A 16,654-nucleotide genomic window follows, 5' to 3' on the forward strand; every position below is an offset into this window, starting at 1 on the left:
TGCAGGCCCGGCGTGCGTCCATCGGTGCCGGCGCGCCCCCCTCCTGGCCTCCCCCCGCGAGCGGAGGGAGGAGAACCACGCCGCCGATCGCATGAGCGCCGGGCTGCCTCCATCCGTAGACGTCGTGGTGATCGGCGCCGGCGCGGCCGGCCTGATGTGCGCGATCGCCGCGGGCGCGCGCGGGCGCCGCGTGCTGGTGCTCGACCACGCCAACAAGGTCGGCAAGAAGATCCTGATGTCCGGCGGCGGGCGCTGCAACTTCACCAACACCGGCACCTCGCCCGCCAACTTCATCTCGGCCAACCCGCATTTCTGCAAGTCGGCGCTGGCCCGCTACACGCCCGCCGATTTCATCGCGATGGTCGACGCGCACCGCATCGCCTGGCATGAGAAGGAGCTCGGCCAGCTGTTCTGTGACGAGTCCTCGAAGCTCATCGTGCGCATGCTGCTCGACGAAGCGGCGGCGGTGCAGGCGCAGGTGCGCACCCATTGCACGGTCGAGGAGATCGTGCACGATGGCGACCGGCGCTTCCGCCTGCGCACCACGCTCGGCACGCTGGAATGCGAATCGCTGGTGGTCGCCACCGGCGGGCTGTCGATCCCCAGCATGGGCGCGACCGGCTTCGGCTACGAGATCGCGCGCCGGTTCGGCCACGCCGTGCTGGCCACGCGGGCCGGGCTGGTGCCGCTCACACTCTCCGGCAAGCACCTGGAACGGCTGCAGGACCTGGCCGGCGTGTCGCTGGAGGTGGACGCGCGGTGCAACGGCATGGCCTTCCGCAACCGCATGCTGGTCACCCACCGTGGCGTCAGCGGGCCGGCGATCCTGCAGATCTCCTCCTACTGGCAGCCCGGCGACGACCTGCGCCTGGACCTGCTCCCCGACCGCGACATCCTGGACTGGCTGTCCTCGCGCCAGCGCGAACGCCCCGACGCCGAGTTGCGCAGCGTGCTGGCCGACGTCCTGCCCCGCCGCTTTGCCCAGCGCCTGTGCGAGGTCTGGCTGCCCAGCCGGCCGCTGAAGCAGTACGGGCCGGGGCAACTGCGGGAGGTGGCCGCCCTGCTCCAGGCATGGCCGCTGGTGGCCAGCGGCACCGAGGGCTATCGCACCGCCGAAGTCACCCTGGGCGGCGTGGATACCGACGGCCTGTCCTCGGCAACGATGATGTCGAAGCACGTGCCGGGCCTGTTCTTCATCGGCGAGGTGGTGGACGTGACCGGCTGGCTGGGCGGCTACAACTTCCAATGGGCCTGGGCATCGGGCCGGGCCGCGGGACAGGCCTGCTGATCGCGACGATCGAGGCAGTGCATCGCCGCAGGTGTCGATAGAGGGCACCAATCGCCCCGTTCACATCATTCGATTTCCCTAACCGACGACCGCCTTCTAACTTGGGCGCACGCACCCACCACTACCCAGCCGGGGAGATCGCGCCATGTCGTCCGAAGCCAAGTGCCCCTTCCACACCGCCGCGGCCGGCGGCACCACCAACCGCCACTGGTGGCCGAACCAGGTGCGCCTGGAACTGCTGAGCCAGCACTCGGAGAAGACCAATCCGCTCGGCAAGTCGTTCAACTACCGCAGGGAGTTCCGCAAGCTCGACTACGCCGCGCTGAAGAAGGACCTGCACGCGTTGATGACCGATTCGCAGGACTGGTGGCCGGCCGACTTCGGCAGCTACGTGGGCCTGATGATCCGCATGGCCTGGCACAGCGCCGGCACCTACCGCGTCGGCGACGGCCGCGGCGGCGGTGGACGCGGCCAGCAGCGCTTCGCCCCGCTCAATTCGTGGCCGGACAACGTCAGCCTCGACAAGGCGCGCCGACTGCTGTGGCCGATCAAGCAGAAGTACGGCCAGAAGATCTCCTGGGCCGACCTGATGATCCTGGCCGGCAACGTCGCGCTTGAGCATGCGGGCTTCCGTACCTTCGGCTTCGGCGCCGGCCGCGAGGACACCTGGGAGCCCGACCAGGACGTGTACTGGGGCCGCGAGACCACCTGGCTCGGCGGCGACGAGCGCTATTCGCGCGGATCCGAGGGCGTGCCCAAGGCGAAGGACGACAGCGTGCTGGTGTCCGAGGACGACGCCGACGGCAAGGTCCACGGCCGCGACCTCGAGAATCCGCTGGCCGCGGTCCAGATGGGCCTGATCTACGTGAACCCGGAAGGCCCCGACGGCAATCCCGACCCGCTGCTGGCCGCGCACGACATCCGCGAGACCTTCGGCCGCATGGGCATGGACGACGAGGAGACCGTCGCCCTGATCGCCGGTGGCCACACGCTGGGCAAGACCCACGGCGCCGGCCCGGCCGACCACGTCGGCCCGGATCCCGAAGCCGCCGACCTGGAGATGCAGGGCCTGGGCTGGGCCAACAGTTTCGGCACCGGCAAGGGTGCCGACACCATCACCTCCGGCCTCGAGGTGACCTGGACCAGCACCCCGGCGCAATGGAGCAACGACTTCTTCAGGTTCCTGTTCGACTTCGAGTGGGAGCTGACCAAGTCCCCGGCCGGCGCGCACCAGTGGGTGGCGAAGGATGCCGGGGCGATCATCCCGGGCCCGACCCCGGATTCGCCCCGGCGCAAGCCGACCATGCTGACCACCGACCTGGCGCTGCGCTTCGATCCGGTCTACGGCCCGATCTCGCGCCGTTTCCGCGACGATCCGCAGGCCTTTGCCAACGCGTTCGCCCGCGCCTGGTTCAAGCTGGTCCACCGCGACATGGGCCCGAAGTCGCGCTACCTCGGGCCGGAAGTGCCGGCCGAGGACCTGGTCTGGCAGGACCCGCTGCCCAGGCCCGTGCACCACCCGACTCCGGCCGACATCGCCCAAGCGCGGACGAAGATCGCCGCCGCCGGCATCCCCGCCGGCGACCTGGTGGCGCTGGCCTGGGCCTCGGCCGCGACCTTCCGCGGCGGCGACAAGCGCGGCGGCGCCAACGGCGCGCGCATCCGCCTCGATCCGCAGCGCGGCTGGCAGGCCAACCAGCGCGCGATCCAGGTCCTGCCCAGGATCGAGGCGCTGCAGAAGGAGACGAAGCTCTCGCTCGCCGACCTGATCGTGCTCGCCGGCGGCGTCGGCATCGAGCAGGCGGCGGCCGCGGCGGGGTTCCCGGTGGAGGTCCCGTTCACCCCGGGCCGCGTCGACGCGACCCAGGAGCAGACCGACGTCGAGTCGTTCACCCACATGGAGCCGTTCGCCGACGGCTTCCGCAATTACCTCAAGGCCGCATCGGAAGTGCCGGCCGAGCACCTGCTGGTGGACCGCGCCCAGCTGCTGACCCTGACCGCGCCGGAGATGACCGCGCTGGTCGGCGGCCTGCGCGTACTCGATGCGAACTGGGACGGCAGCCGCCACGGCGTGTTCACCGACCGCCCCGGCACGCTGACCACCGACTTCTTCGTCAACCTGCTCGACATGGCGAACGAGTGGAAGCCGGCCGGCCACAACCTGTACGAGGGCGTCGACCGCCGGACGGGGGCGAAGAAGTACACCGGCACCCGCGTCGACCTGGTGTTCGGCTCGAACTCGGTGCTGCGCGCGCTCGCCGAGGTGTATGCCTCGTCGGACGGCGCGGAGCGGTTCGTCAACGACTTCGTCGCGGCCTGGGTGAAGGTGATGAACCTGGACCGCTTCGACCTGCTCGACTGACGCAGGCCGCGTCGCCCGCCACGGAAGACGCCGGCAGCCGCCGGCGTCTTTCCTTGCGCGGCCGGGCGCGACCTGCCGCTACAGCGCGTCGATGTCGCCCAGCGCGCGCAACAGGCGGCGGGCGCGCTTGTCGGGACGCGACTGCGGCGGACGATAGCCGTCGCGCGCGGCCCTGCGCAGCCGGGCCGCCTCCTCGCGGGCGAGGCGCGAAGCCTCGTGCTCGCGGTACAGCGCCTGCGCCACCGGCGCCGGCCCGCGCTGGTCCGACAGCCCCAGCACCTCGACCTCGAACACGTCCTCGCCGCGCACCACGCGCAGCGCGTCGCCCACGCGCACCAGCCGCGAGGGCTTCGGCCGCTGTCCGGCGACCTCGACCTTGCCGGTCTCCACCGCCTGGCGCGCGAGCGGACGGGTGCGGAAGAAACGCGCCGCCCACAGCCAGACGTCGATGCGCACGCCGCGCAACGCTCCTGCCTCGGAAGGGGGTTCCACCATGCGCAGTGCTCCTGCGGGGGAATGCCTGAATGCGGACGGCCGCCCGGAGGCGGCCGTCGACGGGCGGGCGCGGCGGTGCCGCGCGGGCCCCTGCCTTACTCGGCCGCCTCGGCCTTGGCGGCGGCGGCGGCGGCGCGCGCCTTGGCGTTGCCGGCCAGGTCTTCCTTGATGCGCGCCTTCTTGCCCTCCAGGCCGCGCAGGTAGTACAGCTTGCCGGCACGGACCTTGCCGCGGCGCTTGACCTCGACCGAGTCGATGGCCGCGCTGTGGCTCTGGAACACGCGCTCCACGCCGTAGCCGTGGGAGATCTTGCGCACGGTGAACGAGGAGTTGAGGCCGGCGTTCTTCCTGCCGATGACCACGCCTTCGTAGGCCTGGATGCGCTCGCGGTTGCCTTCCTTCACCTTTACGTTGACGACGACGGTGTCGCCGGGGCCGAAGTCGGGGAGCTTGCGCTGGACCTGCTCGCTTTCGAACTGCTGCAGCAGGTTGTTCAGGGAGGGCTTGGTGGTCATGGTGGTGTCTCGATGGAGCCTGTTGGATTAGTTGTAGGCGTGGTGCACGCGGACGCACGCTCTTGGCACGGGACCGGCCGCAGCAGGTCAGCCAGTCATTGTAGCCGGAAAACCCGGCCGCACGCCACGCCCCCGGCCCCGCTTTCAGTCCCCGGCCGGCCCCTCCCCCGGCTGGGCGGCCAGCCAGGCCCGCTCCTCGGGCGACAGGTCGGCCGCGGCCAGCAGGTCCGGGCGCCGCCGCCGGGTGCGCAGCAGCGACTGGCGCCGGCGCCAGCGGGCGATCTCGGCGTGGTTGCCCGACAGCAGGACCTCGGGCACGGTCCCCAGTTCGTGCTCGACGGGGCGGGTGTAGTGCGGGCAGTCCAGCAGGCCGTCGGCCTCGAAGCTGTCCTGGGCCGCCGACCCGGCATCGTTCAGGGCCCCTTCCTGGAGCCGGGCCACGGCGTCGACCACCACCGCGGCAGCCAGTTCCCCGCCCGAGAGCACGTAGTCCCCGATCGACAGTTCCTCGTCCACTTCGGCCTCGAGCAGGCGCTCGTCCACGCCCTCGTAGCGGCCGCACAGCAGGACCAGGCGCGGCCGCGCCGCCAGTTCCCGGACGATGGCCTGGGTGAGCGGCCGGCCCTGCGGGCTGAGGTAGGTGACCCGGGCCGGGGCCGGATCGGCCGCGCGCGCGGCCCGGATCGCGGCCCGCAGCGGGTCGATCATCATCACCATGCCCGGCCCGCCGCCGAACGGCCGGTCGTCCACGCGGCGGTAGTTGCCTTCGGCGTAATCGCGCGGGTTCCAGCCGTGGAGCGACAGCAGCCCGCGCTCGCGGGCCCGGCCCACGACGCCGAAGCCCGCACACTGGGCGACGAACTCGGGGAACAGGCTGATCAGGTCGATGCGCATGTTCGGGGTCCGGGAACGGGGGGACGCGGCGCCGGGAACGGGCCTGGCCGGGACCCCGGCGAGGATGCCAGGGCCGGGCGCGGGGCGCGGTTCAGAACTCCGGATCCCAGTCGACCGTGACCTGGCCGGCGTCCAGATCCACCGCGAGGATGTAATCGGGCTGCACGAACGGCACCATCCGCTCGCGTTCGCCGTGCACCACCATCACGTCGTTGGCCCCGGTGGAGAACAGGTGCGAGACCACGCCCAGGTCGACGCCATCGGCGTTGACCACGCGCAGGCCTTCCAGGTCGACCCAGTAGTACTCGCCGGGCCGCGGCGGCGGCAGCGCCGAGCGCGGCACGTACAGCTCGGCGCCGAACAGCGCCTGGGCGGCGTCGCGGTCCTCGACCCCGGGGATCTGCGCCACGATGCCCTTGGCGGTGGCGCGTCCGCGGATGCCCTCCAGCTCCCGCTCCAGGCCCTGGGCAGTGCGCAGCAGCAGCGGCCGGTAGCGCAGGACCGCCCCGGGCGGGTCGCTGAAGGATTCGAGCTTGACCTCGCCGCGGACGCCGAACGCGCCGCGGATCCTTCCCATGAGGATGCGGCGCCCGGGATCGTTCATGCCTGCAGCGGCTGCGCGGCGCGCAACCGGGCGTCAGGCGGCCGGGGCGGCCTTGACGGCTTCGCGGTACAGCGAGCGGACCTTGTCGGTCAGCTGGGCGCCGTGCTTGACCCAGTGCTCCACGCGGGCGGTGTCGATCACCACGCGCTGCTCGGCGCCCTGCGCCACCGGGTTGTAGTAACCCACGCGCTCGATGTTGCGGCCGTCGCGGGCGCTGCGCGAATCGGTGACGATGATGTGGTAGAAGGGGCGCTTCTTCGCGCCGCCGCGGGTGAGGCGGATCTTGACCATGGTGCGGTTCCGGTGTTGCCCAGTCGCCAGGATGGCGAGGTAAGCCGGCAAGTTTACGCCATGGCGCGGGTCCACGGAAACCCCGGGGGTGGCCGTTCACCCGGCGAGCGGCCGCCAGGGCTGCGTCGCCAGGGCCCCTGCCAGGGTCTGCATCAGCGCCGGGTCCGGGCGAAGGCTGGTCCCGTCGATGCCCGCCAGCGGCCAGATCCCGTTGGCGTTGGCCGCGAACGCCGCGCGCAGGCCGCCCAGCGCGCGGGCCTCCACCGGCGCGTGGCGCTGCGCCACCCCGGCCTCGTCCAGCCCGGCCTGCAGCAGCCGCTCGGTGGTCCCGCGCAGGGCCTCGCCCCGGGGCCAGACCACCTGGTGGCCGTCCCAGAAGCCGATGTTCCACGTCGAGCCCTCGCTGATCCGTCCGCGCGCGTCCACGAACAGGGCGTCGTCAGCGCCCTCGCGCAGCGCGCGCCGGCGATAGTGGAACTGCGGGAACAGACCCACATGCTTGACCTGCGGCAGCGGGCGCTGGAAGGCGAACGTCTTCACCCGGACCGGCTTCGGGTCGGCCTGTCGCGGCGGGTTGACCGACACCAGCAGTTCGACCGCCTGCGGGCGGTCCGGGCGGGACGGATCGAAGCCGGGCGCGAACGCGGTGACCCGCACGCTGGCGTCGTCCATCCCCGCCAGGTCGAGCGCGGCGAGGATCGCGCCGCGGACGCGGGCCTGGTCGAGGCCGCCGTCGAACAGTTCGCGGTTGCCCGCGTCCAGCCGCTGCAGGTGCAGGTCCAGGCCCTGCACCGCGCGCCCGCGCACCTGCATCGAGCTGAAATGGCCATAGCCGGCCAGCGCCAGCGCGCGCAGTTCGTCGGCGGTGGCCTGGCGGCCGTCGATGCAGGCGGTGCCCATGGCCCCATTGTGCGCGATCGCCACGTTCGCGGCGACGCAGGCGGTGCTCAGCGGAACGGCATCCGGCCCATGCCGCCCATCATGCCCTGCAGCCCGCGCATCATCCCCTTCATGCCGCCGCGCGAGAGCTTGCCCATCATCTTCTCCATCTGCTGGTACTGCTTGAGCAGCTTGTTGACGTCGGAAGGATGGGTGCCCGAGCCGCGGGCGATGCGGGCGCGGCGCGAGCCGTTGAGCAGGGCCGGGTTGCGCCGCTCCTTCTTGGTCATCGAGTTGATGATCGCGATCATCCGCGGCACTTCCCTGCTCTGCTGCACCTGCTGCTTGAGATGCTCGGGGATCTGGCCCATGCCCGGCAGCTTCTCCATCAGGCTGCCGATGCCGCCCATGTTCTGCATCTGCTCGAGCTGGTCGCGCATGTCGTTGAGGTCGAACTTCCGGCCCTTGGCGACCTTCTCGGCCAGCTTCGCGGCCTTGTCCTTGTCGACCTGCTGCTCGACCTGCTCGACCAGCGACAGCACGTCGCCCATGTCGAGGATGCGGCTGGCGACGCGGTCGGGATGGAACACGTCCAGGCCGTCGGACTTCTCGCTGGTGCCGACGAACTTGATCGGCTTGCCGGTGATGTAGCGCACCGAGAGAGCGGCACCGCCGCGCGCGTCGCCATCGGTCTTGGTCAGGACCACGCCGGTCAGCGGCAGCGCCTCGCCGAACGCCTTGGCGGTGTTGGCCGCGTCCTGGCCGGTCATCGCGTCGACCACGAACAGCGTCTCGGCCGGGTTGGCGACCGCGTGCAGGGCCTTGATCTCGGCCATCATCGCCTCGTCGATCGCGAGGCGGCCGGCGGTGTCGACGATCAGCACGTCGGCGAACGACTTGCGCGCGTCGGCGATCGCCGCGCGCACGATGTCCTCGGGTTTCTGCCCGGCGTCGGAGGGGAAGAACAGCGCGCCGTTCTGCCCGGCCAGGGTCCTGAGCTGCTCGATCGCGGCCGGCCGGTACACGTCGGCGGACACTACCATCACCTTCTTCTTTTTCTTCTCCTTCAGGTGCCGGGCAAGCTTGCCCACGGTGGTGGTCTTGCCCGCGCCCTGCAGGCCGGCCATCAGGATCACCGCCGGCGCCGGCACGTTGAGGTTGAGATCGGTGGCCTGCGAGCCCATGACCGCCGCCAGCTCGTCGCGCACCACCTTGATCAGCGCCTGGCCCGGAGTCAGCGACTTGAGCACCTCCTGGCCGACCGCGCGCACCTTGATCCGCTGGATCAGCGCCTGCACGACCGGCAGCGCCACGTCCGCCTCGAGCAGGGCGATGCGCACCTCGCGGGTGGCCTCGCGGATGTTCTCCTCGGTCAGCCGGCCACGGCCGCGGAGGCGGTCGATGGTGCCGGACAGGCGCTGGGTGAGCGATTCGAACATGGCGGCGGGCGTCGCGGGAACGGAACCGCGGATTATAGCCGCCGGCCCGCTTCGGCCCGCCGCGCGTTCATGCGAAACTTCGGCGATGGCCGTTGTCGCCCTCTCCTCGCTGTTCTACCTGCTCGCCGCCTGGCTGGTGATGCGCCGGCTGCAGGTGCAGCGCGAGGCGGGGGCCGGCTCCTGGCTGCTGACCGCGCTCGCGGCGATCATGCTCCACGCCCTGTTCCACGTGCTCGCTTGGCGCGCGGGCGCCGGCGTGGACCTGCACTTCTTCTCCGCGCTGTCGCTGGTGGGGCTGGGCATGGCCGCGCTGACCACCCTCTACGCCGCCGCCGGGCACATGGGGGCGCTGGGGGTGGTGGTGTTCCCGGTGGCAGCGCTGTGCCTGCTGGGCGACGCACTGGCCGGCGGGTCGAGCGCGCGGGCGCTGGGCTGGCGGCTGGAGCTGCACGCCTGGCTGGCGCTGCTGGCCTACGCCACCCTGGCCATCGCCGCGCTGCTGGCGATGATGCTGTGGCTGCAGGAACGGGCCCTGCGGCGGCGCGAGTTCCACGCCTGGCTGCGCCTGCTGCCGCCGCTGACCGAACTCGAATCGCTGCTGTTCCGGACCATCTGGGCGGGCTTCGTGCTGCTCTCGGCCACCCTGCTCACCGGGGTGCTGTTCGTGCACGACTTCTTCGCCCAGCACCTGATCCACAAGTCGGTGCTGAGCGCGCTGTCCTGGCTGGTGTTCGGCGCCCTGCTGCTGGGCCGCTGGCGCCGCGGCTGGCGCGGCGCCAAGGCGGTGCGCCTGACCCTGGTGGCGATGGCGCTGCTGGTGCTGGCGTTCTTCGGCAGCAAGTTCGTGCTGGAACTGCTGCTGCGGCGGGTCTGACGCCGCGCCCGCGGGTTCAGGGGTCCGGCGCGACCGCGCCGGGCATCGCCACCCCCGCAAGTTCGCCGATCCACGCCTGCCGGTTGGCCTTGAGGTCTTCGGCGATGAAGCGACGCGTGCCATCGAATCCATAGCCGCGCCGGCTGATGCCCAGCATCAGGACCCCGCCCTCGATCCGTTCGTACCGGTAGGCGTTCCATTCGATGATCGGGTCGCCGTCGCCGGTCCTGCCGGGGAGCACGAAGTCGAGCAGCGCACCCCCGCTGTCCTCGTTGATCACCAGATCGTAGTTGACGGTCGGATCGGTGCGCTGGAGTTCCCGCAGTTCGAGCAGTTTGTGCATCGCCGCCTCGACCGGGGTGGCGTCGACGGCGAGCAGGTCCAGCAGCAGCATCTGCCGGTAACGCTCCAGCGTCTGTCCCGCGGGCAGGTATTCCTGGCGGAATATGGCCGGCGGCCTGGCCGCGCTCCAGGCGAGCGCGAATTCGATCCCGTCCAGCCGCAGCGGGCCGGGCACCGACAGGTGGTCCACGGGCGGGTCCGCGGCCCGGGCCGGCAGGCCCAAGGCCAGCACCAGGCCGAGGATGGCCGACGCCCATGCGCGCGCACGCCGCGCGCGGCTGCTTCCATTCGACATGCCTGCATCTCCCTATGCGACCGCCGGAAGCATCTCCCACGCGCCCGGCCATTGCAAGGCCGTCGCGCGGGCCGGCCGGCCCCTTGGGAATGGGCGAAAATGGCCCATCCCCCCGCTGCAGCCGACGCCATGCCCTTTCCCGACGACCACGGCCGCCTGGCCTGCAACCGGCACCACGCCTGGACCTCGGCGGCGATCCGCCGGATCGAAGCCGACTTCAACCGTTCCGCCGACACCCACCTGATCCCGCTCTCGCTGCCCGGCTTCCCCGGCATCGACATCTACTTCAAGGACGAGTCCAGCCATCCCACCGGCAGCCTCAAGCACCGGCTGGCGCGCTCGCTGTTCCTGTACGCGCTGGCCAACGGCTGGCTGCACGAGGGCAGCACGGTGGTGGAAGCCTCCAGCGGTTCGACCGCGGTGTCGGAGGCCTACTTCGCGCGCCTGCTGGGGCTGCCGTTCGTGGCCGTGATCCCGGCCTCGACCTCGCCCGAGAAGATCGCCGCGATCGAGTTCCACGGCGGCCGTTGCCACCTGGTGCGCGACCCGCGCGAGATCGCCGCCGAATCGGCGCGGGTGGCACGCGCGAGCGGCGGCCACTTCATGGACCAGTTCACCTACGCCGAGCGCGCCACCGACTGGCGCGCCAACAACAACATCGCCGAATCGATCTTCCGCCAGATGGAGCACGAGCCGCACCCGGTCCCGGCCTGGGTGGTGTGCAGCGCGGGCACCGGCGGCACCAGCGCGACCATCGGCCGCTACGCCAGCTACCGCGGCTTCCCGACCCGGGTGCTGTGTGCGGACCCCGAACACTCGGCCTTCCATGCCCACTACTCGGCCCACGTGGAAGGCCGCGCGGCGCCGGAGGCCGCCGCGCCGCCCTCGCGCATCGAAGGCATCGGGCGCCCGACCGCCGAGCCGAGCTTCGTCCCCGGCTGCGTCGACGCGATGGTGAAGGTGCCCGACGCGCTGGCGCTGGCCGCGATGCGCTACGTCAACCGCCGCCTGGGGCGGCGCGTGGGCGGCTCGACCGGCACCAACTTCGTGGGCGTGCTGCGGGTGGCGCAGGCGATGCGGGCGCGGGGCGAGGACGGATCCATCGTCACCATCCTGTGCGACGGCGGCGAACGCTACGAGCACAGCTACTACAACCCGGACTGGTACGCGGCCGAAGGCATCGACATCGAGCAGGCCGACCGGGTGATCGCCGAGGCGGCCGACGGGGACGGTCCCCTGCCCGACCTGCAGCCGGTCTCGCGCCACCCACCCCGCGCCTGAGCGGGCGCGGCTCAGGCGTACTCGAGCGCGTCGGCCAGGCGCTCGACGGCGACGACCTCCATGCCCTTGTAGCTGCGCGCCTTGGGCGCGTTGGCACGCGGCACGATGGCGCGCACGAAGCCGTGGGTCGCCGCTTCCTTCAGCCGTTCCTCGCCGTTGGGCACCGGCCGGATCTCGCCCGACAGGCCGACCTCGCCGAACGCGATCGTCTTGTCCGCCAGCGGCGTGTCGCGCAGCGAGGACAGCACCGCCAGCAGCACCGGCAGGTCGGCCGCGGTTTCCTGCACGCGGATGCCGCCGACCACGTTCACGAACACGTCCTGGTCGCCGGTCATGATTCCACCATGCCGGTGCAGCACCGCCAGCAGCATCGCCAGCCGGTTGCCCTCCAGGCCCACCGTCACCCGGCGTGGATTGGACAGCGGCGAGGCGTCCACCAGCGCCTGCACCTCGACCAGCAGCGGACGGGTGCCCTCGCGCGTGACCATCACGCAGCTCCCGGGCTGGGCCACGCTGCCGCCGGAAAGAAAGATCGCCGACGGGTTCGGCACCTCCTTCAGGCCCTTGTCGCCCATGGCGAACACGCCCAGCTCGTTGACCGCGCCGAAACGGTTCTTGAACGCGCGCAGCACCCGGAAGCGGCTGCCCGAATCGCCCTCGAAGTAGAGCACCGCGTCGACCATGTGCTCGAGCACGCGCGGGCCGGCGATGCCGCCCTCCTTGGTCACGTGCCCGACCAGGAACACCGCGGTTCCGGCTTCCTTGGCGTAGCGCACCAGCCGCGCCGCGCTCTCGCGCACCTGGCTGACCGAACCGGGGGCGGCGGTTAGCGACTCGGTCCACAGGGTCTGCACCGAGTCGGCCACGATGATGCGCGGGCGCAGCTGCGCGGCCTGCTCGAGAATGCGCTCGATGCCCGTCTCGGCCAGCGCGTTCAAGCCGTCCAGGGGCAGCCCGATGCGCGCCGCCCGGCCGGCCACCTGGGCCAGCGACTCCTCGCCGGTCACGTACAGCCCTGGCAGCGTGCCCGCCATCGAGGCCACCGCCTGCAGCAGCAGGGTCGACTTGCCGATGCCCGGGTCGCCACCGACCAGCACCACCGCCCCGGCAACGAGGCCGCCACCGAGCACGCGGTCGAACTCGCCGATGCCGGTGGACACGCGCACGTCCGCGCCCTGCTCCACGTCCCTGAGCGCGGTGACCTTCGGCGGATCGACCTTGCCGGCCCAGCCGGCGCGACGCGCCGCCGGCGACCTGGCGGAGGCGGCGGGCTCCAGGAGGATCTCCGAGAGCGTGTCCCAGGCGCCGCATGCGCCGCACTGTCCCTGCCACTTGCTGAAGTCCGCGCCGCACTCGCCGCACACGAAGGCTGTCCGGGCCTTGGCCATATCCGCGTTCTGAGTATCTGGTCCGGTGCCCAGCGTAGCCCAGCGGCGTCGCTGCCGCTGAGACGCGCCATCGACCACGCACGTCACGAGGAAGCAGGTAATGATCCAGGATTTCCGTTCGGCCTCCTGTCCCGACGCGTTGGCCGCGGACGTGTGCATCATCGGCGCCGGACCGGCCGGGATCTCGCTGGCGATGGCGCTGGCCGGATCGCCCTGGACCGTCTGCCTGCTCGAAGGCGGCGGCACGCGGGCCGAGGCCGCCAGCCAGGCGCTGTACGAAGGCGAATCGGTCGGGCCCTACGCCTTCGACCCGTCCACGTCCCGCCTGCGCGCACTCGGCGGCGCCACCCAGATCTGGGGTGGCGGCTGCATCCCGCTGGCCGCGAGCGAGATGGCGGCCCGCGACTGGGTGCCGGGCGGGGGCTGGCCGATCGGCCGCGAGGAGCTGTCGCCCTACTACGAGCACGCCAACCGGCTGTGCGCGATCGAGCCCGGCGCGATCGAGGACGGCGCCTACCGCTTCGACGGTGCGCCGTCGATGCCGCCCGCCTCCCCGCTGCAGCCGCGCACCAGCCGCTCGAGCAGCATCGACTTCAGCACCTACCGCGAGCAGCTGCACAAGGCGGCGGGCGTGACCGCGCTCCTGCACGCCAACCTGCTGCGCCTGCAGGCGACGCCGCAGGCCAACGCCGTCGGCAGCGCGCTGATCGGCAGCACCGACGGGCGCCGCGGCGTGGTCCGGGCGCGCTGCTTCGTCCTGGCCGCCGGCGGCCTGGAGAACGCGCGCCTGCTGCTGCTGTCCGACGACGTGGCGCGCAACGGGCTCGGCAACGACCACGGCCTGGTCGGCCGCTTCTTCATGGACCACCCTCGCTGCCGGCTGGGGACGCTGCGGCATCCGGACATCGCGCGCGCCGTCCACCGGTACGAGCGGGCCCAGGGCCGGGCCGCCACCCCCGCCTTCCACCACCTGTGCCTGACCGAGGACGCGCAGCGCGCGCACCGCCTGCTGCACGCGCGGGTGCGCCCGTTCAGCATCGAACGCGATCCGCCCGAGGGACTGGCGGCCATGCGCGCGCTGCGGGCGGCGCTGCGCCGCCCGCCAGAGCGGGACGAGGCGGCGCAGGTGGAGGCGCGGCTGCTCGATGCGCTCGAGCACGACGTGCCGCAGCGCCAGACCATCGGCGAAGGCCGGCCCGGGCCACTCGCGCTGCGCAGCGTGCGCCATGCCGACGACATCGTCCGCGCCGCGCTGCGCAAGCTCGCGCGGCGCCCGGTGGTGGACGCCGACCGGGCCGAACTGGTCGGCTACTTCGAACAGGCGCCGAACCGCGACAGCAGGGTCGCCCTGGCCGACAGTCGCGATGCCCTCGGCCTGCGCCGGATCCGCGTCGACTGGCGCATGAGCGCCCAGGACGAGGAGAACATCCGTCGCGCCTCGAGGCTGATCGGCGACGCGCTGGCCGCGGACCTGGGCGCGCGCTTCGAACCCGCGGGCTGGCTGGCCGATCCGGCGGCGCCGCTTCCGTTGCACGACACGGCCCACCACATGGGCACCACGCGAATGTCCGACTCCCCCGCCACGGGCGTGGTCGACCCCCAGTGCCGGGTCCATGGCATCGACAACCTGTACGTGGCCGGCAGCTCGGTCTTCCCCACCGGCGGCTGGAGCTTCCCGACCCTCACCATCATCGCCCTGGCCCTGCGCATCGGCGACGAACTGCTGCGCCGGCTGCCGGACATGCCGATGGTGGATGCGATCCCGGCACCGGAGCCCGTCCCCGCCTGACCGCCATCCAGGCCGGCCCGCCATCGCGGCGCACGGGGCCCGGTCCCTTTGACCGTGCCGCGCCCAGCCCCTAGAATCTGCGACCCTTGCCGGAATAGCTCAGTTGGTAGAGCGGCGCATTCGTAATGCGTAGGTCGTAGGTTCGAATCCTATTTCCGGCACCAGGCACCAGACCCCGGCAGGCGCGGCTTTCCGGGGTTTTTTTCATGCCCTCGATTTCATGCCCCTGAGCGCATCGGACGCGCGGTTCCGGCGGGCGCGTCCCGCACCCGCGCCTCGCGCGGCCGGTCAGTCGACCAGCTGCAGCCGCAGTTCCTTCGGCAGGGCGAAAACCATGCTCTCGGGCTCTCCCTCCAGTTCCCGGACCGCGCCGGCACCCAGTTCGCGCAGGCGCGCCAGCACGCCCTGGACCAGCACGTCCGGGGCCGAGGCGCCGGCGGTGACGCCGATGTGGCGGCGTCCGGCCACCCACTCCGGATCGATCTCGGCGGCGCCGTCGATCAGGTAGGCCTGCACCCCGTCGCGTTCGGCCAGTTCGCGCAGGCGGTTGGAATTGGAGCTGTTGGGCGACCCGACCACCAGCACCAGGTCGCACTGCCGGGCCAGCTCGCGCACCGCGTCCTGGCGGTTCTGGGTGGCATAGCAGATATCGTCGTTCTTCGGCCCCTGGATCATGGGGAAGCGGGCCCGCAAGGCGGCGATGATCTCGCGGGTGTCATCCACCGACAGCGTGGTCTGGGTGGTGTAGGCCAGGTTGTCCGGCTGTTCCGGGTCGAGCCAGGCCACGTCCTCCAGGTCCTCGACCAGGTAGATCCGCCCGGCGCCCGCCTCGGCCTTCCACTGCCCCATCGTGCCCTCCACCTCGGGGTGTCCGGCATGTCCGATCAACACCACGTCGCGACCGGCGCGGCAGTGGCGGGCCACCTCCAGATGGACCTTGGTCACCAGCGGACAGGTGGCGTCGAACACCTTGAGTCCGCGCCGCTCGGCCTCCTCGCGCACCGCCCGGGACACGCCGTGGGCGCTGAAGATCACGGTGCTGCCGTCGGGCACCTCGTCCAGCTCCTCGACGAAGATCGCGCCGCGGCGCTTGAGGTCCTCGACCACGAAGCGATTGTGGACCACCTCATGGCGCACGTAGATCGGCGCCCCGAGGGTCTCGATGGCGCGCTTGACGATCTCGATCGCGCGATCGACGCCGGCGCAGAAACCGCGGGGATTGGCGAGGACGATGTCCATGGCGGGCATTCTAGCGCTCCGGGCCGGAACCCGGGCGCAACGCGCCGCCGCCCACCGGCCCCGACGCGCCGTCCGGCGGCATCGCCGGCCGCGGCGACGGCGGCACGCGGCGGCGCCGGGAGGCCCGGGTCAGTCGCGCCCGACGTTGGCCCGACCCTGGAACAGGCCGAACAGCACGATCCCGATCGCCCCGCCCACTACCGCGCAGTCGGCAACGTTGAACGCCGGCCAGTAGTAGTCGCGCCAGTGCCACTGGATGAAATCGACCACATGGCCGTGCAGCTGGCGATCGATCACGTTGCCCAGCGCGCCGCCGACGACCAGCGAGAACGGCAGCGCGGTGCGCCAGTCGCCGCGCGGCGTGCGCGACAGCCAGAACGCGAGCAGGCCGCTGATCCCGACCGCCAGCACGGTGAAGAACCACTTCTGCCAGCCGCCGGCGTCGGCCAGGAAGCTGAACGCGGCGCCGGTGTTGTAGGTGCGGTACCAGTTCCAGAAGCCCTCGATCACCGGGATCGCGGTGTACTCGGGCAGGCTGGTCAGCACCCACCACTTGGTCAGCTGGTCGAGCAGGACCACGACCGCCGACAACAGCAGCCATGACAGGGCGTTGGGGCGCGGGCTCGGGCTCATGCCGGATCTCGAAGATGGGCCAGGTGCGACGGGGCCATGCCCGTGC

Annotated in this window: 16 protein-coding genes and 1 tRNA gene; 6 read left to right on the forward strand and 11 right to left on the reverse strand. The window is 71.8% G+C overall.

The features are described 5' to 3' along the window. Positions 1–91: 91 nt before the first annotated feature. Together FQY79_RS01590 and katG are read left to right on the forward strand one after the other, a co-directional pair. Positions 92–1,288: a BaiN/RdsA family NAD(P)/FAD-dependent oxidoreductase gene (locus tag FQY79_RS01590; protein ID WP_146310118.1), complete on the forward strand. Its 1,197-nt coding sequence runs from the start codon at positions 92–94 to the stop codon at positions 1,286–1,288. A gap of 145 nt (positions 1,289–1,433) precedes the next feature. Further along, positions 1,434–3,650, forward strand: a complete 2,217-nt coding sequence (gene katG / locus FQY79_RS01595; RefSeq protein WP_146310120.1) for a catalase/peroxidase HPI — start codon at positions 1,434–1,436, stop codon at positions 3,648–3,650. Positions 3,651–3,728: 78 nt separating this feature from the next. Here katG and FQY79_RS01600 read toward each other — a convergent pair whose 3' ends face one another. The 7 genes from FQY79_RS01600 to ffh all read right to left on the reverse strand — a co-directional run bounded on the left by FQY79_RS01600 (position 3,729) and on the right by ffh (position 8,767). Beyond that, entirely contained in the window at positions 3,729–4,145 is a 417-nt protein-coding gene (locus FQY79_RS01600) for an RNA-binding S4 domain-containing protein (protein WP_146310122.1), read from the reverse strand. A 95-nt stretch (positions 4,146–4,240) separates the two neighbouring features. Next, positions 4,241–4,660 carry a 50S ribosomal protein L19 gene (rplS, locus tag FQY79_RS01605; RefSeq protein WP_146310124.1) on the reverse strand — a complete coding sequence of 140 codons (420 nt, stop codon included), beginning with the start codon at positions 4,658–4,660 and terminating at the stop codon, positions 4,241–4,243. A 144-nt stretch (positions 4,661–4,804) separates the two neighbouring features. After that, on the reverse strand, positions 4,805–5,554 hold the full coding sequence (gene trmD, locus FQY79_RS01610) for a tRNA (guanosine(37)-N1)-methyltransferase TrmD (RefSeq protein WP_146310126.1): 750 nt from the start codon (positions 5,552–5,554) through the stop codon (positions 4,805–4,807). 91 nt (positions 5,555–5,645) lie between these two features. Beyond that, positions 5,646–6,158, reverse strand: coding sequence for a ribosome maturation factor RimM (rimM, locus tag FQY79_RS01615; RefSeq protein WP_146310128.1), 513 nt, complete (start codon positions 6,156–6,158; stop codon positions 5,646–5,648). A gap of 33 nt (positions 6,159–6,191) precedes the next feature. Beyond that, complete coding sequence (gene rpsP / locus FQY79_RS01620) at positions 6,192–6,449, reverse strand: 30S ribosomal protein S16 (protein WP_146310130.1); 258 nt, start codon at positions 6,447–6,449, stop codon at positions 6,192–6,194. Between the two features lie 96 nt (positions 6,450–6,545). After that, positions 6,546–7,349 carry an aminotransferase class IV family protein gene (locus tag FQY79_RS01625; protein ID WP_146310132.1) on the reverse strand — a complete coding sequence of 268 codons (804 nt, stop codon included), beginning with the start codon at positions 7,347–7,349 and terminating at the stop codon, positions 6,546–6,548. Positions 7,350–7,396: 47 nt separating this feature from the next. Next, positions 7,397–8,767, reverse strand: a complete 1,371-nt coding sequence (gene ffh / locus FQY79_RS01630; protein ID WP_146310133.1) for a signal recognition particle protein — start codon at positions 8,765–8,767, stop codon at positions 7,397–7,399. 85 nt (positions 8,768–8,852) lie between these two features. Between ffh and FQY79_RS01635 the strand changes: the two genes are divergently transcribed. Further along, positions 8,853–9,641, forward strand: coding sequence for a cytochrome C assembly family protein (locus tag FQY79_RS01635; protein ID WP_146310135.1), 789 nt, complete (start codon positions 8,853–8,855; stop codon positions 9,639–9,641). Between the two features lie 16 nt (positions 9,642–9,657). Here FQY79_RS01635 and FQY79_RS01640 read toward each other — a convergent pair whose 3' ends face one another. After that, a complete protein-coding gene (locus FQY79_RS01640) occupies positions 9,658–10,278 on the reverse strand; it encodes a hypothetical protein (protein ID WP_146310137.1) in 621 nt (206 codons plus the stop codon). A 129-nt stretch (positions 10,279–10,407) separates the two neighbouring features. Here FQY79_RS01640 and FQY79_RS01645 point away from each other — a divergent pair, with 129 nt between their 5' ends. Then, positions 10,408–11,559, forward strand: coding sequence for a PLP-dependent cysteine synthase family protein (locus FQY79_RS01645; RefSeq protein ID WP_146310139.1), 1,152 nt, complete (start codon positions 10,408–10,410; stop codon positions 11,557–11,559). Between the two features lie 11 nt (positions 11,560–11,570). Here the strand turns inward: FQY79_RS01645 and radA are convergent, their stop codons facing one another. Continuing rightward, complete coding sequence (gene radA, locus FQY79_RS01650) at positions 11,571–12,947, reverse strand: DNA repair protein RadA (protein ID WP_146310141.1); 1,377 nt, start codon at positions 12,945–12,947, stop codon at positions 11,571–11,573. A 100-nt stretch (positions 12,948–13,047) separates the two neighbouring features. On the opposite strand from radA, the gene FQY79_RS01655 reads away from it, so the two are divergent. Both FQY79_RS01655 and FQY79_RS01660 read left to right on the forward strand, forming a co-directional pair. Beyond that, positions 13,048–14,736: a GMC oxidoreductase gene (locus FQY79_RS01655; RefSeq protein WP_246122968.1), complete on the forward strand. Its 1,689-nt coding sequence runs from the start codon at positions 13,048–13,050 to the stop codon at positions 14,734–14,736. A gap of 88 nt (positions 14,737–14,824) precedes the next feature. After that, positions 14,825–14,900: transfer RNA gene (locus tag FQY79_RS01660), tRNA-Thr, on the forward strand. A gap of 124 nt (positions 14,901–15,024) precedes the next feature. Here the strand turns inward: FQY79_RS01660 and ispH are convergent. Together ispH and lspA are read right to left on the reverse strand one after the other, a co-directional pair. Further along, on the reverse strand, positions 15,025–15,975 hold the full coding sequence (gene ispH / locus FQY79_RS01665; protein ID WP_146310143.1) for a 4-hydroxy-3-methylbut-2-enyl diphosphate reductase: 951 nt from the start codon (positions 15,973–15,975) through the stop codon (positions 15,025–15,027). Positions 15,976–16,104: 129 nt separating this feature from the next. After that, a complete protein-coding gene (gene lspA, locus FQY79_RS01670) occupies positions 16,105–16,608 on the reverse strand; it encodes a signal peptidase II (protein WP_146310145.1) in 504 nt (167 codons plus the stop codon). Positions 16,609–16,654 lie beyond the last annotated feature (46 nt).

The sequence above is a fragment of the Luteimonas wenzhouensis genome, from assembly GCF_007859305.1.
GTDB classification, from domain to species: Bacteria; Pseudomonadota; Gammaproteobacteria; order Xanthomonadales; family Xanthomonadaceae; genus Luteimonas; species Luteimonas wenzhouensis.